The organism is Clostridium intestinale DSM 6191 (assembly GCF_900130055.1).
Classification (GTDB): Bacteria; Bacillota; Clostridia; order Clostridiales; family Clostridiaceae; genus Clostridium_T; species Clostridium_T intestinale.
This window is the reverse complement of the sequence record NZ_FQXU01000019.1, coordinates 16,654-37,583: the sequence shown is the minus strand read 5'-3', so window position 1 is coordinate 37,583 and position 20,930 is coordinate 16,654. Positions and strand designations below refer to the sequence as shown.

At 27.9% G+C, this 20,930-nt stretch carries 19 protein-coding genes and 1 tRNA gene; all 20 read left to right on the top strand.

Annotated features, from left to right (window positions below; genetic code table 11):
- Positions 1-217: 217 nt before the first annotated feature.
- The 20 genes from BUA92_RS20920 to galU all read left to right on the top strand — a co-directional run bounded on the left by BUA92_RS20920 (position 218) and on the right by galU (position 20,806).
- On the top strand, positions 218-388 hold the full coding sequence (locus BUA92_RS20920; RefSeq protein WP_021800523.1) for a small, acid-soluble spore protein, alpha/beta type: 171 nt from the start codon (positions 218-220) through the stop codon (positions 386-388).
- A gap of 115 nt (positions 389-503) precedes the next feature.
- Positions 504-1,715 (top strand): EAL and HDOD domain-containing protein, encoded by a 1,212-nt coding sequence (locus BUA92_RS20915; RefSeq protein ID WP_073022598.1) that lies wholly within the window; start codon positions 504-506, stop codon positions 1,713-1,715.
- 70 nt (positions 1,716-1,785) lie between these two features.
- Positions 1,786-1,861: transfer RNA gene (locus BUA92_RS20910), tRNA-Trp, on the top strand.
- Between the two features lie 181 nt (positions 1,862-2,042).
- A complete protein-coding gene (gene rfbD / locus BUA92_RS20905) occupies positions 2,043-2,921 on the top strand; it encodes a dTDP-4-dehydrorhamnose reductase (RefSeq protein ID WP_073022597.1) in 879 nt (292 codons plus the stop codon).
- A 248-nt stretch (positions 2,922-3,169) separates the two neighbouring features.
- On the top strand, positions 3,170-3,784 hold the full coding sequence (locus BUA92_RS20900; RefSeq protein WP_242950226.1) for a sugar transferase: 615 nt from the start codon (positions 3,170-3,172) through the stop codon (positions 3,782-3,784).
- A gap of 23 nt (positions 3,785-3,807) precedes the next feature.
- Entirely contained in the window at positions 3,808-4,854 is a 1,047-nt protein-coding gene (locus BUA92_RS20895; RefSeq protein ID WP_073022595.1) for a mannose-1-phosphate guanylyltransferase, read from the top strand.
- An 81-nt stretch (positions 4,855-4,935) separates the two neighbouring features.
- Positions 4,936-5,820 carry a glycosyltransferase family 2 protein gene (locus BUA92_RS20890; RefSeq protein WP_073022594.1) on the top strand — a complete coding sequence of 295 codons (885 nt, stop codon included), beginning with the start codon at positions 4,936-4,938 and terminating at the stop codon, positions 5,818-5,820.
- A gap of 30 nt (positions 5,821-5,850) precedes the next feature.
- Positions 5,851-6,744 (top strand): glucose-1-phosphate thymidylyltransferase RfbA, encoded by an 894-nt coding sequence (rfbA, locus tag BUA92_RS20885; protein WP_073022593.1) that lies wholly within the window; start codon positions 5,851-5,853, stop codon positions 6,742-6,744.
- A 5-nt stretch (positions 6,745-6,749) separates the two neighbouring features.
- Positions 6,750-7,325 carry a dTDP-4-dehydrorhamnose 3,5-epimerase gene (gene rfbC / locus BUA92_RS20880; protein WP_139259395.1) on the top strand — a complete coding sequence of 192 codons (576 nt, stop codon included), beginning with the start codon at positions 6,750-6,752 and terminating at the stop codon, positions 7,323-7,325.
- A 3-nt stretch (positions 7,326-7,328) separates the two neighbouring features.
- Positions 7,329-8,378, top strand: coding sequence for a dTDP-glucose 4,6-dehydratase (gene rfbB / locus BUA92_RS20875; RefSeq protein ID WP_073022591.1), 1,050 nt, complete (start codon positions 7,329-7,331; stop codon positions 8,376-8,378).
- A gap of 20 nt (positions 8,379-8,398) precedes the next feature.
- Positions 8,399-9,388 carry a glycosyltransferase family 2 protein gene (locus BUA92_RS20870; protein WP_073022590.1) on the top strand — a complete coding sequence of 330 codons (990 nt, stop codon included), beginning with the start codon at positions 8,399-8,401 and terminating at the stop codon, positions 9,386-9,388.
- A gap of 11 nt (positions 9,389-9,399) precedes the next feature.
- A complete protein-coding gene (locus BUA92_RS20865) occupies positions 9,400-10,278 on the top strand; it encodes a glycosyltransferase family 2 protein (protein WP_073022589.1) in 879 nt (292 codons plus the stop codon).
- Positions 10,279-10,297: 19 nt separating this feature from the next.
- Complete coding sequence (locus tag BUA92_RS20860) at positions 10,298-11,488, top strand: O-antigen polymerase (protein ID WP_073022588.1); 1,191 nt, start codon at positions 10,298-10,300, stop codon at positions 11,486-11,488.
- A 4-nt stretch (positions 11,489-11,492) separates the two neighbouring features.
- Positions 11,493-12,578, top strand: a complete 1,086-nt coding sequence (locus BUA92_RS20855; RefSeq protein ID WP_073022587.1) for a glycosyltransferase — start codon at positions 11,493-11,495, stop codon at positions 12,576-12,578.
- A 6-nt stretch (positions 12,579-12,584) separates the two neighbouring features.
- Positions 12,585-13,637, top strand: a complete 1,053-nt coding sequence (locus tag BUA92_RS20850) for a glycosyltransferase family 4 protein (protein WP_073022586.1) — start codon at positions 12,585-12,587, stop codon at positions 13,635-13,637.
- On the top strand, positions 13,625-14,596 hold the full coding sequence (locus tag BUA92_RS20845; RefSeq protein ID WP_073022585.1) for a glycosyltransferase: 972 nt from the start codon (positions 13,625-13,627) through the stop codon (positions 14,594-14,596). Before BUA92_RS20850 ends, BUA92_RS20845 begins: the two co-directional genes overlap by 13 nt.
- The gene (locus BUA92_RS20840; protein ID WP_073022584.1) at positions 14,586-15,893 is read left to right on the top strand and encodes a lipopolysaccharide biosynthesis protein; all 1,308 of its coding nucleotides are present in this window, start codon (positions 14,586-14,588) and stop codon (positions 15,891-15,893) included. The genes BUA92_RS20845 and BUA92_RS20840 overlap by 11 nt, the downstream gene beginning before the upstream one ends.
- A 21-nt stretch (positions 15,894-15,914) precedes the next feature.
- Positions 15,915-18,800, top strand: a complete 2,886-nt coding sequence (locus BUA92_RS20835) for an N-acetylmuramoyl-L-alanine amidase (RefSeq protein WP_073022583.1) — start codon at positions 15,915-15,917, stop codon at positions 18,798-18,800.
- Between the two features lie 127 nt (positions 18,801-18,927).
- A complete protein-coding gene (galE, locus tag BUA92_RS20830) occupies positions 18,928-19,914 on the top strand; it encodes a UDP-glucose 4-epimerase GalE (protein ID WP_073022582.1) in 987 nt (328 codons plus the stop codon).
- Positions 19,915-19,942: 28 nt separating this feature from the next.
- Positions 19,943-20,806, top strand: a complete 864-nt coding sequence (gene galU, locus BUA92_RS20825; protein ID WP_073022581.1) for a UTP--glucose-1-phosphate uridylyltransferase GalU — start codon at positions 19,943-19,945, stop codon at positions 20,804-20,806.
- Positions 20,807-20,930 lie beyond the last annotated feature (124 nt).

Here is a 20,930-nt window from a genome sequence, read left to right as displayed (position 1 = left end):
AATATAAACATTGAAATGAAAGTGCATATATCAATGTTCCATTAAAAAGTTGGTGTACAAATAAAGTTTTAAAAATGTAACTGAGAGATAGTATCACCAATTTTTAATTCCAACATTGTTATAAGAAAATAAAGACTATAGTACCAATCAAATTACCGTATAGTATGGAAAAATAGAAGTAATACTAAATCTAGAATATAAAAAGGAGTGATATTAAATGGCTCACAAAAATAACAAAAACTCTAAAGAAAATAAAAAAGCAGGTCAAAAAACTCAAAAGGAATTAAATAAAATGAAAATGGAGACAGCTAACGAAATAGGTTATTCAAAAGAGTCGAGAAAACTTGGCAAAAATGAGCCTAGAAAAAGAGACCCAGAACAAAGTTAATAGCCTTTAGGGCTATTTTATTTTGCTTGCAATTATTGGATATAGAAATAAATTGTAACAAATTAATTAGTAGGCTAAAATAGTATTAATTAGAAAATGTTGAGAGGGATCTTAAATGGATATTTTTTTAGCAAGGCAACCAATATTCGATAAAAAAAATAAAATAATAGCCTACGAATTATTATTTAGAACTGGAATTTTAAATAAATATAATAGTGTGGATGGAGATAATGCAACAATAGAAGTAATAAAAAATACTTTATTTAGTTTTGGAATAGAAAAAATAGCTAAAAGTAAAAAGGTATTTATTAATTTCACTGAAAATATTTTAAAATCCAACATTTTAGATTTGTTGTCTCCAGAATATGTTGTTGTTGAAATTTTAGAAGATATAGAACCAACCCTAGAGATAATTAACATATGTAAAAAGCTTAAAGAAATGAAATATACAATAGCACTAGATGACTTTGTTTTCCATGATAAATACAAGAGTTTAATGGAGTTTGTTGATATTATTAAAGTCGATTTTAGGATTACTAAAGGGGAAGAGCGAAAAGAAGTTATTAAAAAGATAAAAAACAAAAATATAAAGTTTCTAGCTGAGAAAGTGGAGACCATAAAGGAGTTTAATGATGCAGTAAAATATGGGTATTCGTATTTTCAAGGCTATTACTTAAGTAAACCCGTAGTTATATCAGGTAAAAAAATACCTGAAAATAAGATTATACATATGAGATTATTGGAGGAATTAAACTCTAAGGACTTTTCATTAGAAAAGGTTGATGAGTTGATAAAAAAGGACATATCTTTGTCATATAAATTGCTCAGAATAGTAAATTCAGCTGAATTTGGATTAAAGTATAAAATTACATCCATAAAACAAGCCTTATCCTATACAGGAGAAATTCAGGTGAAAAAATGGTTGTATTTAGTATCAATAAAGGCTATAGGGGATGACAGACCTGATTTTATAATATTTGAATCTTTAGCAAGAGCAAAATTTGGTGAATTAATATTTCTAAAAACAAGATTCAAAAATGACTCATTTAATGCTTATTTGACAGGTATGTTATCTTTAGTTGATGTGATTTTAGAAAAACCAATAGATGAAATACTTGAGGAAATTTTAGTTGATGAGGAAGTTAAAAGTGCGTTAATAGGAGAAAAAAACAATAAATATGGTTTCTTATTATCTTTAATATTAAATTATGAACAAGGAAAGATAGATAAGATATTTGAACTTATGGAATATTTTAATATTAGCACGGATGAATTAAGAAGTAGTTATATGGAAGCTATAGAGTGGAGTCATAGAAATAATTTATAACAAGTATTTTAAGTAATAAACTTGCGCTAGTAAGAAATTTATGTTAATATAACTAATGTTCAAAACATATAGGGGTATGGCTCAATTGGTAGAGTAGTGGTCTCCAAAACCATTGGTTGTGGGTTCGAGTCCTACTGCCCCTGCCATAAAAGACTTTAATTAAAATTTGATTAAGGTCTTTTTTTATTGCTTAAAATTTTATTACAAAAAAGACTTTTCATTGAATGAAAAATAACTATATGATACTATAAAAGTTGTTTAATATTTAAATAGAAGTTCAATTAATAAAATAGATTTGTAAAATTTAAAAAAAGAGAGGTTTGTTTTATGAAAATTTTAATTACTGGAGCAAAAGGACAATTAGGAAAGCAAATTACTAATATATTAAGAAATGGACAATCAGAAATAGGTAAACTACCAAAAGAATATGAAAATGTTGAGATCATAGGTGTGGATGTTGATGTACTTGATATTACAGATATAAATGCTGTAAGGAGTTATTTAACCGATGTTAAACCAGAAATCATAATAAATTGTGCAGCGTATACAAATGTAGATGCTTGTGAAAGTAATGAAGATTTAGCTTTTAAAATAAATGCGTTAGGACCTAGGAATTTGGCAATAATATCTAATGAAGTAAATGCTAAAATGGTTCATGTGTCTACTGATTATGTATTTAGTGGGGAAGGAACAGTGCCATTTAAGGAGTATGATGAAACAATACCAGTAAGTGTTTATGGAAAAACTAAACTAGCTGGAGAAAAATTTGTAAGAGAAATAGCTGACAAATATTATATAATAAGAACAGCTTGGCTATATGGATATGAAGGTAGTAATTTTGTATATACTATAATTAAAGCAGGAAAAGAAAAAGGGCATTTAACAGTTGTAGACGATCAAAGAGGAAATCCAACTAATGCAGAAGATTTAGCACATCATATGTTAAAAGTTGCTGTAACAGAAGAATACGGTACTTATCACTGTACAGGAACTGGAGAGTGTTCTTGGTATGATTTTGCTAGCAAAATCATTGAATTTTCTAATATAGATTGTAAAGTTGATTCAGTTACTTCTAATGATTATGTAAGAGCAGCAAAAAGACCATCTTATTCATCTTTAGACAACATGATGTTAAGAGTTACTGTTGGAGATGAAATGAGAAACTGGGAAGATGCACTTAAAGTATTCTTAAATAATAAAAAATAACACGGTTAGTAACCTATTTGTAAATATTATGAGGAATATGTTGCCTTTTTATACTCTATATATAAAGATTTAGTAACAAAATTTTAGTTTCATAGACACTATAAGCTAAGTATGGTAGAATTGTATTGCTAAAGTTATGAAAAAAATGGTATTCAAGTAATTTAAAATAAATCTAATTCTTAATTTTGGAGGGTAACATGCAAAATTTAGATTATAATATTTCTAAAAAAATCAACGGAGAAATAAGCATGAGTTTAAAAATATATTCACTTTTTAAAAGGATATTTGATGTTGTTAGTTCAACTTTATTATTAATAACTTTATCTCCATTGTTTTTGATTTTAATTATCTTAGTTAAATTAGATTCAAAAGGTCCAGTGTTTTTTGGACATAAAAGAATAGGATACAAAGGAGAAATCATAAGCGTCTACAAATTTAGAAGTATGGTTCAAAATGCAGAAGAGGTTTTAAGAAATTTTACACCAGAGCAAAAAGCGGAGTTTGAGAAAAATTTCAAATTAGATGATGATCCAAGAGTTACGAAAATAGGGGCGTTTTTAAGGAAAACTAGCTTAGATGAACTTCCTCAATTAATTAATATAATTAAAGGGGACATGAGTGTGGTAGGACCTAGGCCAATAGTTCAGAAAGAAGTAGTTAAATACGGGAAATATGCAGATAAACTTTTTTCTGTAAAACCAGGTTTAACTGGATTTTGGCAGGCTAATGGCAGAAGTGATACTACTTATGACGAAAGAGTTCAAATGGATATGTATTATATAGATAATAGATCTACGTTATTAGATATAAAAATATTATTTAAAACAGTTATAGCTGTTATAAGAAAAGAAGGGGCAATTTAAAGCAAGAGGGGATGACACTAACTATGTTATGTGCATTAATAATGGCAGGTGGAAAAGGAACAAGATTTTGGCCGCTTTCTACAGAGGAAAAGCCAAAACAATTTTTGTCGTTAATAACTGAAGATACAATGCTTCAGATGACGGTAAAGAGATTAGGGGAATTAGTACCAGTAGATAGAATATTTATTTCTACTGGGGAAAGATATGTAGATTATGTTAAAGGACAACTACCAAGCTTACCATTAAGGAATATAATTATTGAACCAGAAGCGAGAAATACTGCACCTTGTATAGCATTGTCAGCTATGGTTATAAATAGATATTATAAAGATGCAACTTTAGCAATTCTTCCATCTGATCATTTAGTGGAAGATGAGAAAGAATTCAAAAATAAACTTCTTGCAGCCTATGATTATACTAAAAAAGATAAAGATGCTATTGTTACTTTAGGAATGAAACCTAATAGACCAGAAACTGGTTATGGATATATAAATTTAAAGGAAAAGATTGATACTATAAGAAACTCAGATATATATGAGGTTAATAAATTTATAGAAAAACCTAATTATGAAAAGGCGTTAGAATATTTAGATGCAGGTACATACCTATGGAATGGTGGTATGTTTATTTGGAATAATGATTCTATACTTAAGTCTATTAGAGAGTTGTTACCTAATACCTATGATGCATTAAAAGAAGTTATGCACATTAGTGAAGAAAAATTGCAAGACATAATAAATAGCAATTATAAAAATGTTGATAATATATCCATAGATTTTGGTGTTATGGAGAAAGTTTCTAATATATATGTTATTCCTAGTGAGTTTGGATGGGATGATGTAGGAAATTGGACTAGTATAGAAAGATACAGTGAATTAGATGAAAAAGGTAATGTGTTTAAAACAGAGGGAGTTGCTTTTGAATCTAAAAATAATATTGTTGTAACAAACAAACCTATTCTTCTTAATAATGTAGATAACTTGATTGTTGTTGAAACAGCTGATTACATAATGATATCTTCAAAAGAACATGAACAACAAATCAAAGTTGCTAAAGAAAGCTTATATTAAGCTATTAAATAAAAATTTAAATTATTTTAAATGAAATTATAGATGAATATTGGAATTTATTAAGAAAGTGAAGAAGTCAAAATGGTAAAATATAAAGTTGATATAATATGTCCATTATACAAAGCAGAAAAGTATATTGAAAATCTACATAGAAGTTTATTAATGCAAAAAGGTAATTTTTTTGTAAATATTAAGTATGTTTTAACAAAGTCTAAAGATGATGGGACAGAAAATCTGTTAAATAAGTTAAAGGCAAATTACTCAACTATAGAGCCGAGAGAATTCTCTCATAGTTTAACTAGAGAGAATGAAGCAAAGAATTCAGATGGAGATATAATTGTTTTTATAACTCAAGATATAAGAATTAAAGGTGACAATTGGTTAAGTAGATTAACAGAACCAATAATTAATGGAGAATGTGAGGCATCTTTTTCTAGGCAGTTATGTGATAATAAATCGATTGAAAGATATACAAGAATCAATAACTATCCAGAAGAAAGTAGGACTGTATCAAAATCTGATATAAATAGATTAGGAATTATGACATTCTTTTTTTCAGATGCTTCATCAGCAACGAGTACAAAAATATTTAAAGAGCTTAATGGCTATGATGGAAAAGATATGCCTACTAATGAAGACATGTATTTTGCATATAAACTTATTAATAATGGTTATAGAATAAAGTATTGTGCGGATTCGCAAGTAATACATTGTCATGAGTATAACTTTTCTGAACTTTTTAATAGATATTATGCACAAGGAATGTTCTTGAAACAAAATCCTTATTTAATGCAATATGGTGCAAATAGTAGTGCTTTTAAGATGTTTAAGTTAGTTGTAAGAGAATCACTAAAAGAAGGCAATTTTAAAGCCTTTTTTAATATAATACCTAATTTTTCAGCTAGGTTTTTAGGAGACAAATTTGGGAAAAATCATGAAAGAATATCCTTTAAGAAGAATTTATAAAAATAAGAATAATTACTACGAGGTGTTCATATGAAAGGAATTATATTAGCAGGAGGATCTGGAACAAGATTGTATCCTGTAACAAAAGCAATGTCAAAACAAATGGTACCAATATACGATAAGCCAATGATTTATTATCCAATATCAGTACTTATGTTGGCTGGTATTAAGGAAGTGCTTATAATATCTACAGATAGAGATTTACCTAACTTTAAAGAGTTATTTAGAGATGGATCTGATTTAGGATTAAAGATAGAATATAAAGTTCAAACAGCTCCTAACGGGCTTGCAGAAGCTTTCATAATCGGAGAAGAATTTATAGGAAATGATAACGTGGCCATGATATTAGGAGACAATATATTCTATGGTCAAAGCTTCAGTAAAAACCTATATAATGCTTCTAAACTAGAAAAAGGAGCAGTTATATTTGGATATTATGTTCAAAACCCTAAGGCTTTTGGTGTAGTAGAGTTTGATTCAGAAGGAAATGTTTTATCATTAGAAGAAAAACCTGAAAAACCTAAATCAAAATATGCAATACCAGGATTATATTTTTATGATAATTCAGTTGTTGAAAAAGCTAAGAATTTAAAACCTTCACCAAGAGGAGAATTAGAAATAACAGATTTAAACAGATTATATCTTGAAGAGGAAACCCTTAAGGTTGAATTATTAGGAAGAGGAATGGCTTGGCTTGATACAGGAACTCATTCTTCAATGCTTCAAGCATCTAACTTTGTAGAGGCAGTTCAAAATACACAAGGAACTTACATAGCATGTTTAGAAGAGATTGCCTATAGAAAAGGCTGGATATCTAAAGATAAGCTATTAGAATTAGCTAAACCGCTATTAAAAACAGGGTACGGAAAATACTTAGAGGATATAGCAGAAGAGTGTGAGAAAGAAAATTTAGCTAATAAGTAAGGAGAATAATTATGTTTAATTTTATTGAAACTAAGATAAAAGATTTGTATATAATAGAGCCAAAAGTATTTGGAGACAATAGAGGATACTTTATGGAAACATACAATAAAAATGGTTTCTTTGAAGCTGGATTAACTATGGAATTTGTTCAAGATAATGAATCAAAGTCCAAAAAAGGTGTACTTAGAGGAATGCATTTTCAAACAAAACATACTCAAGGGAAGCTGGTTAGAGCTACTAGGGGATCTGTCTATGATGTAGCTGTTGACTTAAGAAAAGGTTCACCAACATTTGGTCAATGGGAAGGTGTTCTTTTGACAGAAGAAAATAAAAGACAATTTTATGTGCCAGAAGGATTTGCTCATGGATTTTTAGTAGTTTCTGATGAAGCTGTATTTAATTATAAATGCACAGATTTTTATGCGCCAGAATTTGATTCTGGACTTTTATGGAATGATCCAGAAGTAGGAATAGAATGGCCTTTAGATGGAATTGATGAACTTTTGTTATCTGAAAAAGATAAGGCACAGAAAACATTAAAAGAATTAGATTTACCGTTTATATATAAGGGGGATAAATAGTTTATGAAGACTTATTTAGTTACTGGTGGAGCTGGATTTATAGGATCAAACTTTGTTATATATATGCTTAACAAATATAATGATGTGAAAATAATAAACTTAGATAAATTAACTTATGCAGGAAATTTAGAGAATTTAAAATCCTTAGAAGGAAATGAAAAGCATATATTTGTTCAAGGTGATATATGCGATAAAGAACTAGTTACATCTTTATTTGAAAAATATGAGATAGATTATGTAGTGAATTTTGCAGCAGAATCTCACGTTGATAGAAGTATAAAAGAACCAGAAATATTTGTTCGAACAAATGTTTTAGGAACTGTAAACTTACTTAACTGTGCAAAAAATGCATGGGAAACAAAAGATGGATGGAAAGAAGGGGTTAGATATCATCAGGTATCGACAGATGAAGTATATGGTTCGTTAGGAGAAACAGGATACTTTATGGAAACAACGCCTTTAGATCCACATAGCCCATATTCTTCAAGTAAAGCTGGAGCAGATTTTATGGTGCAGGCATATTCAGATACTTATAAGATGCCAGTTACAATAACAAGATGCTCAAATAACTATGGACCATACCATTTCCCAGAAAAGCTTATACCATTACTTATAAATAACTGTTTAAATCATAAAGATTTACCAGTGTATGGAGATGGACTTAATATAAGAGATTGGTTATATGTTGAAGATCACTGTAAGGCTATAGACATGGTAGTAAGAGATGGAAAACCAGGTCAAGTTTATAATGTAGGTGGACATAACGAAAGAACGAATATACAGATAGTTAAAACAGTAATAGCTTATTTAAATGAAAATATAGATAATACTATAACTGAAGATTTAATTAAGTATGTAGAAGATAGAAAAGGTCACGATAGAAGATATGGAATAGATCCAACTAAGATAAAAAATGATTTAGGCTGGTATCCAGAAACTACTTTTGAAGTAGGAATAGTAAAGACTATTAAGTGGTATTTAGATAATAAAGAGTGGATGGAACATGTAACTTCTGGAGATTATCAAAAATATTATGATGTTATGTATAAATAATTAGGAGAAAAAGAAGATAAATGTCAAAACTTTCAGTAGTAATTGTGAATTGGAATGGAGAGAAATACTTATATAAATGTATTGAATCATTATTGAATCAGACTTTAAATGATATGGAGATAGTTTTTGTTGATAATTCATCAACAGATAATTCACTTAAATTGGTGCAAGAACATTTCAATAAGAAACTTAAAATTGTAAGTAATATTAATAACGGTTACGCAGGAGGAGCAAATGTTGGAATTAATTATTCAAATAGTGATTATGTAGCAATAATTAATCCAGATGTAGTCTTTGATCCTGAATATATGGAACGTTGCTGTGATTTTCTTGAGAAAAATTATAAAGTGGCTGCTGTTACGGGAAAATTACTAAAATACGATTTTGACACTAACGAAAAATTGAATGTAATTGATAGTGTTGGCATTTCAGTTAGACACGATAGATATGCTTATGATATAGGGCAAAATGAAGTTGATATAGGTAAATATGACAAAACAAATAGAGTTTTTGCTATCTGTGGAGCAGCAGCAGTTTTTAAAAAAGAATCTTTAGAAAAAATAAAATATGAAAATGAATATTTTGATGAGGATTTTTTTGCCTATAAAGAAGATATTGATTTATGTTGGCGCTTAAATTGGACTGGTTTTAAATGTTTTTATATTCATGATGCTTTAGCTTATCATGGTAGGGCAATGAATAGTGCTATAGGATTTTTTGAAAAAATTAAGAATAGGAAAATTCAATCAGCTTATTTAAAAGGAATTTCATTTAGAAATCATTATTTAATGATTTTAAAAAATGATACAAAAAAGACAATGAGAAAAGATTTTCTTTTTCTTTCAATTAGATTAATCAAATTTTTAGTTTTTTCTTTAGTCTTTGAACGAAGTAATTATAGATATATTAAAGAATTTTTTATATTAAAGAATAGAATTTTGAGTAAAAAACATTTTGTTATGAAAAATAGAGCAGTTGATGATTTGTTAATATACAATTTGTTTGAATAGTGGAGGTCCAAGTGAAAAAGGTTTTAAGTATTATAATAACGTATAATACAGGTAAGAACATACTAAAATCATATAATGCTATTAAATCAACGGAATATGATGTGTTGATTGTTGATAATGGATCCAATGAAGATACTATAAAATATTTAAAACAAATAGAAAATGATAAAGATACAACAATAATCTATTTAAATAACAATGAAGGAATTGCTAGTGCGTTAAATAAAGGGTTAAAATATGCAATGCATAATAAATATGATTGGGCATTAACATTAGATCATGATAGTATAGTTACTAGCGATATGCTACAGAAGATGTTTCATACATATGAAAAATTAGATGATTTTTACAAAGAAAAAATTGCTGTAATAACGCCAGTTCATATAGAAGAAAAAATAAAAGATTTTAAAAGTATACCTACTAACCCCACTGAATTTACTGAAGTTTTAACAGAAATAACATCTGGAAATTTAATAAAGGTTAGCCTTTTGAATAAAATATCTTTATTCAAAGAAGAGTTTTTTATTGATTATGTAGATCATGAATTTTGTTTAAGAATAAACAAATTTGGATATAAAGTTATTAGAGTTAATAATGCCATTTTATTGCACAACTTAGGTGAATCAGAAGAAAAGAAAATTGGAAAAGTAGTTTTTGTAAATACTAATCATTCACCATTAAGAAGATATTATATGAATAGAAATAGGATGTGGGTATGGAAAAATTATAAACTTCTATATCCTAAATGGGTTAAAGAAGATAAAATAAAATTTTGCAGAGAGCTAATTAAAATTATATTATTTGAAGAAAAAAAGATTATTAAAATTAAAATGATATTCATAGGAATAAATCATTATTATAAAAATAAATACGGTAAGTATAATAATTAATAGAGATTTGGGGGAGCATATGATTAATCCATATTTTGTATACTTTATCAGCTTTGTAGGAGTTCAGATTGTTTATTTATTTGGATGGTCGGATGTATATCCAAATATATCATTAAGTCTGATCTTATTTAATATAATTACATTTATAATTACATTAATATTAGGAGTTAAACATTATAAAAAGAATAAAAATAAATTTTATATTACAGAACATAGTAACAAAAGGCTTTTACCATTAATATTTCTTTTTGTAGGATACTTTGCAGAATATATGTATACTGATGGAATGCCCTTAACTAATCCTAAGATAGTATATGCAGAATATACAGGTATACCTACTCTACATGTAATATTATTTACATTTACAATATTCTACTCAACATATCTATTTTATCTTTTTATATCAAATAAAAATAAATGGGTATTTATATCTTTTTTAAGCACTTTATTACCTGCTATTTTATTAATTTCAAGAGGAATGCTAATGAATATTTTCTTAGGTTGCTTTTTTGTATATGCACAATATGTTATATCTAAGAAGAAGCTGAGTAAAACTGTTATAGTGGGAATTGTTAGTGTAGTTTTAGTATTTTTATATATGTTTGGTCTTTTTGGGAATTATAGAAGTAATCCTAGAACCAGAAATGTTTTTAATACTAATTATGTATTAAGAATTGGTGAAGCAACAGAAGATTTTAGAAACTCACATATTCCGAAAGAACTATTTTGGAGTTATATATATATATCATCACCGTTAGCAAATTTACAAAAAAATATAAATGAATATGAATATGAAATTAATGCGGAAAATTTAAGGAAATTTGTAACAGTTGAAATCATACCTGATTTTATTTCTAAAAGAATATCAAGTACATATTATGAAGATATTAGTAAGAAAGTTAAGTTGATAAAAAGAGAGTTAGTAGTTGGAACAATGTATATGGGAGCATATTACTATATTGGATGGGTTGGGATAATAGGATTATTTCTATATATGCTTTTAATTATTACTGTATACATGAAAATCGTAAAAAATAGTAAAGAGTTCTACGTTGTGGGAATTGCAATGTTATGTAACATTATAGTTTTGAATACATTTTCTAATATATTAGCTTTTTCAGGGATGGTGTTCCAATTAGCCTATCCAGTAATGTTTATAGTTATTCAGAAATGTATAAAAAAATACAGGACCTTATATCAAGGAGGGTGAATCAATGAAAGTTTTGATTGTAAATAGATTAGATGCATTTGAAAACTTCGGTGGAGATACAATGCAGATGATAGAAACAGAAAAAGAATTAAAAAAAATCGGTATAGATGTAGAGGTATCATTGGGATCTCAAACCTTGGAAAAATATAATGAATATGATGTTATACATTTTTTTAATATACAAACTGAAAAATTTACATATAATGAGATACTAAAAGCAAAGAAACTGAAAAAGAAAATAGCCGTATCTCCTATATGGTGGAATTATGAAGAATTATTAAATGATTTACCAGATAGTTTTTACACTTCAAAAGCAAAATTAATTAAAAAAATATTTGGGAAAAAAACACTGATTTACATGAAGAATGTAAATCAAAGAATTAGAAATATAAAAAGAGTAAAAATATTAGATATTGCAAATATAATTTTGCCAAATTCAAAAATGGAGATCGACTGTTTATTGGATTCATTTAATAAAGATTTTTCTTCAAAATGTAAAGTTGTATATAATGGAGTAGATGAAAAATTTGAACATATAACTGAGATTGAAATGCTAAATGAGTTAAAAGAAAAAGGATTTAACAAATTTGATTATGTAACCCAAGTTGGGAGAATAGAAGTTAATAAAAATACATTATTAACAATAAGAGCCTGTAAAGAATTGGGAATTCCGCTAGTTTTAGCAGGTAAGTGGAATGAAGATGAATATTTTGATTGCTGTAAAAATGAAGCAAAAGGACATGATGTAGTGTTTTTAGGGAAAAGGGATATGAGTGATATTGTAAAGTTGAATAAAAACGCTAAAGCACATATATTACCAAGTTTTAGAGAAACTCCTGGACTTGCTAGTTTGGAAGCTGGTGCACTCGGTTGCAATGTAGTTACAACTGTAATTGGAAGTACTAAGGAGTATTTTAAGGAAGATGCATACTACTGTGATCCATCAGATTATAGTAGTATAAAGGACAGCATTAGTAAAGCTTGGAATAGCAATAGAAATGAGATACTAAAAGAAAAGATATTGGAGCTATATACATGGAAGGTAGCTGCTAGACAAACTATGGAAGCATATATAAATATTTTGGAGTAGAAGATAATGAAGATATTAATGTTATGTGAAAGATTCTATCCTTATGTAGGTGGAGTAGAAAAACATGTGGAAAAACTTGCTATAGAATTAATTAAAAAAAATAATGAAGTTACTGTTATTACAAGAAATAGTGAAATAACGGACATGGAAGTTTATAAAGATATTAATATAGTTAGATTTGGGACTAAAGGAAGGCTTCAACGTTTAAAAGTATTTTTTAGTATGTTAAAAAATATAAAACATATAATAAAGGCCGATGTAGTTCATTGCCACGATTTTTCTACATTTTGGTATTGGTATCTTCCCTTTAGATTTATACTTCCATTTAAAAAAGTTTTTGTAACTTTTCATGGATGGGAAGGGGTATTTCCTCCAGATAAAAAAGTTATAAATATCAGAAAAAAAGTTGAAAAGTTAGCATATGGTAATATATGTATAGGGGATTTTATTACTAAATGGTACAATACGAAAGCTGATAAAATATTGTATGGGGCAAGTGATATTAAAATAAATAAAAATGAAATTAAAGAAAACCTATTAAATGGTAATAGGATTTTATATTTAGGAAGGCTAGAAAAGGATACTGGGATAGATTTATATTTAGATTCAATGATTTTATTGAAAAATAATTATAATGTAGAATTTACATTTGAAGTTTGTGGTTCAGGTTCTTTAGAGAATGAAGTAAAAAACAAGTGTCTAGAGCATAAAATTAATTTTAAAATGAATGGTTTCGTAAAGGATGTTAAACCTTATTTGAAAAATTCAAATTATATATTTACATCAGGATATTTAGGTATAATAGAGGCTTTAGCCGCATATAAGGTTGTTATTTCAAATTATGACAATGATTTGAAAAAAGATTATTTATGTATGATTCCAGATTATGATAAAAAAATTTTGGTAGCAAAGAATAAATATGATTTATCTGAAAAATTATACAAATTAATGAGTAATAAAGAAAATGAGAAATCTTTAAAAGATGCGGGGTACGAGTGGGCAGTAACTCAAACCTGGAAAAAAGTTGCTGAGGAGTATATGGATTTATGGGAAAAATAATAGAGGATGTTTCTATAATAAGTACGGTGTATAATGAAGAAAAAAATATAGCTTCATTTCTAGAAAGTCTATTAAATATGACAGTTCTACCTAAAGAAATAATAATAGTAGATGCAGGTTCCAAAGATAATACTGTAGAAATAATAAAAAAATATTCGAAAATTCATAGCTTCATAAAGCTGATGATAAGCAATGGTTGTAATATTGCAAAGGGAAGAAATGTTGCAATTGAAAATGCTACAAATAGTATTATAGCAGTAACAGATGCAGGATGTGAAATTGATAAGTTTTGGTTAGAAAAAATAATACTTCCTTTCAAAGATAGCAATATAGATGTAGTTTCAGGTTGGTATAAACCCCTAATAAAAAATAAATTTCAAGAGATTACATCTCAAATACTATTTTCTAGTTTAGATCAAATCGACAAAGAAAGTTTTTTACCTTCATCTAGATCAATAGCGTTTAAAAAAGAGTCTTGGAAAAAAATTAATGGATATCCTGAACACTTAACTTTTGCTGGGGAAGACACATTATTTGATATAAAGTTAAAAAATGAAAAAAATATTTTTTTCTTTCAACCAGAAGCGTATGTATATTGGGAGCCAAGAGAAAATGTTAAGCAATTTAAAAAACAAATTTTTTATTATAGTTTAGGAGATGCAGAAGCTAGTAATATGGATTTTGATTATATAAAGAAAATTATTTTTTATATAATTAATTTTATTTTACTAATTTGTGCTATTAAGATACCTGCAATTCTTTTATTAAATGCAGCTCTATTTTTGATAAAATATAGAGTAGTATTTCAAAAAAATAAAAAATATAGACTAAATTTATTTTTTGTTTACATATACTTAGAAATTATACAAATATATGGATTTATTTCAGGGAAGTTAAACAGAGATGTTATACGTAAAAATAAAGAATATATGAGTAGTAGGTGTAGCGATGAAAGATAAGTTTAATCAACTTAAAACCAAAATAATGCAAAATAGAATACTCAAAAACTTATTTATTATATTGACAGGAGATTCATTAGTATCGGTAATAGGAATTGTCAATCTTACAATAGCTATATGGACTATTGGACTAGAAGGTAATGGAGTAATTGCTATTATACAGTCTTATGTACTAGTTTTTAACGATATATTTAATTTCCAATCCTTTAATGCATTAATTAAGTTCTTACCTCAATATATCGAAAATAAAAATATAACAAAATGCAAAGAAATAATTAAGCAATCTCTAATATTAGATATTAGTTCTGCTATAATTGCATTAATTGCTGGTTATATTTGTTTATCAGCTGTAGCTAATTTTATGAATTGGGACAGCGAAGTAGTATTGTATGTTAAAATTTATTTAATAACAATAATATTTAATATCACAGGAACTGCAATTGGAATACTAAGAATATTTGATAAATTTACATATACTACATATACTGGAATAATAACCAGTATTTTTAAATTGGGCTTATATTTAATAGGCTTCATGATGAAGATGAGCTTTATGTATTTCATAATTGTTGAAGTGATATTAGAAAGTATCAGAAATATATCTTTATTGATATTTGCATTAAAGGTACTTAAACAGCAAAAATTAAATAAATTCTATAGAGAAAGATTAAAATTTGATAGAGAGTTCTTTGTCTTTAATGTCTATAGTAACATAGTTTTTACTATAGACGTACCTGTTAGATATTTAACAACATTTGTAATTAATAAATATCTTGGTGATTCTATGACTGCTATATATAAAATATTCCAAAAATTAGGATCAATAATCGAAAAGCTTGGATCGCCATTAAGCCAAATTATTTTCCCAGAAATGTCTATAATGGTATCTAAAAATGATTATGATTCTACATTCAAGCTTAATAGAAAACTTACGAAAGTATTATTATTAGCAGGAAGTGGAATATTGGTTGGAACAGCGTTAACATATAAATTATGGATGTGGTTATTTATACCAGATTACAATAACTATATTATTCAATTATTACTATATTTCTTTATGATTGTGATTAGTTATTCAGCGGTAGGTTTACATTCATTGTTTATAACACTAGGGTTTATAAAATACAATTTTCCTATTCTTTTAGTGGTTAATAGCCTTTATTTAATAATTTTATATTATGGAGTAATGTATTATACTTTAACAGGAGTTATAGTAGCATTAATACTACAGACAATGATGGTAGTAATAGCAAAAATAATTATTTTAAGTAGAAATAATTATAAAATACTAGGTTAATGAATATATGGGAGGTAGGTTTTGAGATTTTTAAGCAAGAAAAGTAAAGTAATTGCACGAATATTGGTTTTGATATTTATACTAACAAATAGTATAGGAATTAAAATTAATGCTTATGAGGGAATGGGTATAATTAAGCAAAAGTCGGTAAAAGCAAGTGATATGAAAGAATGGGCTATAAGGAATAATGCGACACAAGCATTTGCAAACTTGGCTAAAACTTATTATGAATTGGCAAGTAATCATGGGGGAGTAGATCCTACAATTGCATATGCGCAAGCTGCAAAAGAAACAAACTTTGGAAGATTTGGAGGTCCTTTAGATGAAACCTATAAGAATCCAGCAGGATTAAAAATAGGTCAAGAGGTTGATAATTCAAATGAATATCAAAGATTTAATTCATGGGAAGATGGTATAAGTGCTCATTTAGATCATTTAGTCTTGTATGCTCTAGCAGATGGATATCCAAGAATAAATAACACTAGAGATTCTGAACAGCTTAAGGAACTTTTAGGACAATCTAAGACGGTTGAGCAATTAGGCGATAAATGGTCACAATCAGATACATATGGAATAGAAATAATAAATATGGTTAGAAATATACAAAGTATTTCAAATCTAAATCCAATAACATGGATAGATTCACCTACAAATGGACAAGTTGTTAATCAAGATAAATTCAATTTATATGGTTGGGCAATAAACAAAACTGGCATTAAAGATTTGAACGTATATATTAATGGAGCATTGATTAAAGATGTAAATGAAAGGCTTCCAAGGCAAGACGTAAAGGATTTTTATCCTCTTTATAGTGATGCTGAGAATAGTGGTTTTTCTATAGAAATAAATAGTAATATTTTAATCGAAGGAAAGAATACGGTAAAAGTTGAAGCAATAGGAAATGATGGAGTGATTCAAAGTACAGTTACCACCTTTAATTATGAATATTTAACACCAAAGTTGTATACAGAAAGTCCAATGAATAATAGCACTTATTCTAAGGATATAGAAGTGAATGGATGGACATTAAATAAATCTGGAATTAAAGAAGTCAAGATATATATTGATAATACATTTAAAGGAAATGCCAATATAGGGATTATAAGACAAGACATAAATAAAATTTTTAGTGAATACAAAAATTCATTAAATAGTGGATATAGCTTCTTAATAAAGAATGGTGATCTTAGTCCTGGTGAACATACAATTAAAATTGAGTCTATAGGAAATGATGGTACAATTATAAGGGACAATGCGAAAGTGATTTATAAAAAATTAAATCCAATATTGTACATAGACTCACCAAAGAATAATAGCACAATATCAGGAAAAAGTTTGACAATTAGCGGATGGACCCTAAATCAAAGTGGGGTAAAAGAGGTCAGTGCTTACATTGATGGAAATTTAGTTGGGAAAACTGATGTGAGTTTGGTAAGAGAAGATGTAGGTATAGTGTATAATGAATATTACAATTCTCGTGTAAGTGGATTTAGTCTTAATATTAATTCCAAATTAATTAGCAAAAATGGAAGCACTGTCAATTTAAAAGCAATTGGAAACGATGGAAGTATTAAAGAGGATAATTTAATAATTAAAAGAGAAGGTCTTAATTCATTAATATTTCTAGATACTCCTTATAATAATCAGAGTATAGGCACAAATACAGAATTAAAGTTAAATGGATGGGCATTAAATGAATCAGGAATTAAAGAAGTACGAGTGTATCTAGATAATAAATTACAGGGAAATGCTAATTATGGAAACTTGAGACCAGATGTAGCAACAGCTTTTCCTAATTATGATGAATCTAAGACAAGCGGGTATGAATATAAACTTAATTTTAAAGATGTGTCATTAGGTATCCATGAAGTTAAAATTGTATCAATTGGTAATGACAATACGATGGATGAGGTGTCTACAAAAATTCAAGTTATAAAATTGGAGCCTAAGATTTTTATAGATACGCCTACTAATTTAGCAACAGTTAATTCGAAAGAGTTAAAAGTTAATGGATGGGCACTTAATGAATCGGGAATTAAAAAAATTAGTGTGTACATAGATGATGTTTTTATAAAAGATATAGACGATAGAGTCTTAAGACCAGATATAAAGTCATCATTTCCTCTTTACCCTGAGTCAAATAATGCTGGTTATGATACGAATATTGACATTTCAAAACTAAGCATAGGTAACCACAAGTTAACTGTTATTGCGGAAGGTAATAATGGATTTAAGCAAGCTAGTATAATTTCTTTTAACTATAAAAATTATATTATAATAGTTGATCCTGGACATGGTGGAAAAGACGGAGGAGCAACTAGCATTCATAACGGTATTGAATATAAAGAAGACACACTAAACTTTTCTGTATCTATGAAACTAAAAAGCAAACTTGAAAGTATGGGATATTATGTAGTATTAACAAGACAAGCTTGGGAATTCGTTGATTTGGTTCCTCGTGCAAATTATGCAAATTCAATTAATGCAGATCTTTTTATTAGTATTCATCATAATAGTGCGGATACAAATGTACAAAAGAATCCTGGACCTAGTGGTGTTGAGACTCATTATAGTTCATATCGACCTAACATTGATAATGAAGGAATAACTACAATCACTACTGGTGAATATATAGGAGCATATATAGATACTACTCCGACAGAAGCTGCTAAATTAAGCAAAATCTTATCAGAGAAAATAGTTAATAATTTAGCATCATATTTGGGAAGAAATAATAGAGGAGCACGTGACCATAATCTAGCTGTTACTAAATACACAAATATGCCATCAGTATTAGTTGAATGCGGATTTATATCTAATCCTAATGAAGCAACTGATTCTGGTAAGGATGATAGGCAACAAACAACAGTAAATGCAATAGCAGATGCAGTTGGAGAAATGTTTTAATTAAAAATAAAAGTAAAAGTATGACAAAACAGTAACATGTCATACTTTTATTTTTTTTTTTAGTATTTATTTGATATAATACAGATATTGAGATTAAATTACAATATATTGAATTTGGAGGTATACTATGTCAATATTGGTATGTGGAGGAGCCGGCTATATAGGAAGTCATATGGTAGCTTATCTTTTAGAACAAGGAAAAGATGTTGTAGTAGTAGATAGTTTAGAAACTGGCCATGAAAAATCAGTAAAAGGAGTTAAGTTATATAAAGGAGATTTAAGAGACAAAGCATTTTTAAATAATGTCTTTAATGAAAACGAAATAGAAGCAGTTATAGATTTTGCAGCATACTCTCTAGTAGGAGAAAGTATGGTAGAACCATTAAAATATTTTAATAATAATGTATATGGAACCATAAACTTACTAGAAGTTATGAAAGAGCATAATGTTAAATATATAGTATTTTCATCAACAGCGGCAACTTATGGTGAGGCAGAAAAAACTCCTATAGTAGAAGAGGATAAAACATTCCCTACTAATGCTTATGGAGAATCTAAACTTATGGTAGAAAAAGTTCTTAAGTGGTGTGATACAGCTTATGGAATAAAACATACAGTTTTAAGATACTTTAACGTAGCTGGGGCTCATGTAAGTGGAAATATAGGAGAAGATCATAAGATAGAAACTCATTTAATTCCGCTTATATTACAAGTTGCTTTAGGGAAAAGAGAAAAGATAATGATATTTGGAGAAGACTTTAATACCCCAGATGGAAGTTGTATTAGAGATTATATTCACGTGTCAGATTTAGCAGAAGCTCATGCTTTAGCATTAGATAGATTATTTAAAGGTGGAAAAAGTAGAATATTTAACTTAGGAAATGGAACAGGATTCTCAGTTAAAGAGGTAATAGAAGTAGTTAGAAAAGTAACTAATCATCCTATACCAGCAGAAGTTACAGGAAGAAGAGCGGGAGACCCTGCTATACTTATAGCATCTTCTGATAAAGCTGTAAAAGAATTAGGATGGACACCTAAGTTCAACACTTTAGAAACAATAGTAGAAACTGCTTGGACGTGGCATTCGAATAATCCTAATGGATATAATGACTGATTAAATAACTGAAAGAAGGAAGAGAAACATGACAATAAAAAAAGCAATAATTCCTGCAGCAGGACTTGGAACAAGATTTTTACCAGCTACAAAAGCATTACCTAAAGAAATGCTACCAATAGTAGATAAACCAACAATGCAATATATTATAGAGGAAGCTATAGCATCGGGAATAGAGGAAATACTAATAATAACAGGAAGAAATAAAAAGTCTATAGAAGACCATTTTGATAAATCAATAGAGCTTGAGATGGAACTTGAGAAATCAGGAAAGCAAGAGTTACTTGAGCTAGTTAGAGATATATCAGAAATGGTAGATATACATTTTATAAGACAGAAAGAACCAAAGGGATTAGGGCATGCGATTCTTTGTGCTAAAACATTTGTAGGAAATGAACCTTTTGCAGTACTTTTAGGAGATGATATTGTTCATAATGATGAAAACCCATGCTTAAAGCAATTGATAGATTGTTATAGTGAGTATAAGACATCAATACTTGGAGTACAAACAGTTTCTGAAGAAAATGTAAGTAAATATGGTATAGTAGATGGGCTGCATATAGAAGATAGGGTATATAAAGTGAAAAATCTAGTAGAAAAACCATCTAAAGAAGAGGCTCCTAGTAATGTGGCTATACTTGGAAGATATATAATAACTCCAGAAATATTTAATATATTAGAGAAAACTAAACCAGGGAAAGGTGGAGAGATTCAGCTTACAGATGCACTTAAGGATTTAATATCGCAAGAAGCAATGTATGCTTATAACTTTGAAGGAAAAAGGTATGATGTTGGAGATAAGTTAGGATTTCTACAAGCAACAGTTGAATATGCATTAAGAAGAGAAGACTTAAGAGAAGATTTTATAAAATATTTAAAAGAAATAATATAATAATTAAGGAACGAGAAGTATTTATATTGAATGCTTTTTGTTTCCTTTTTGTAAACAAATTTTTGTGAGGAGTATTTTATATAATGAAAATTAAAAATAATTAAACGATTTTAAACAGAAATCG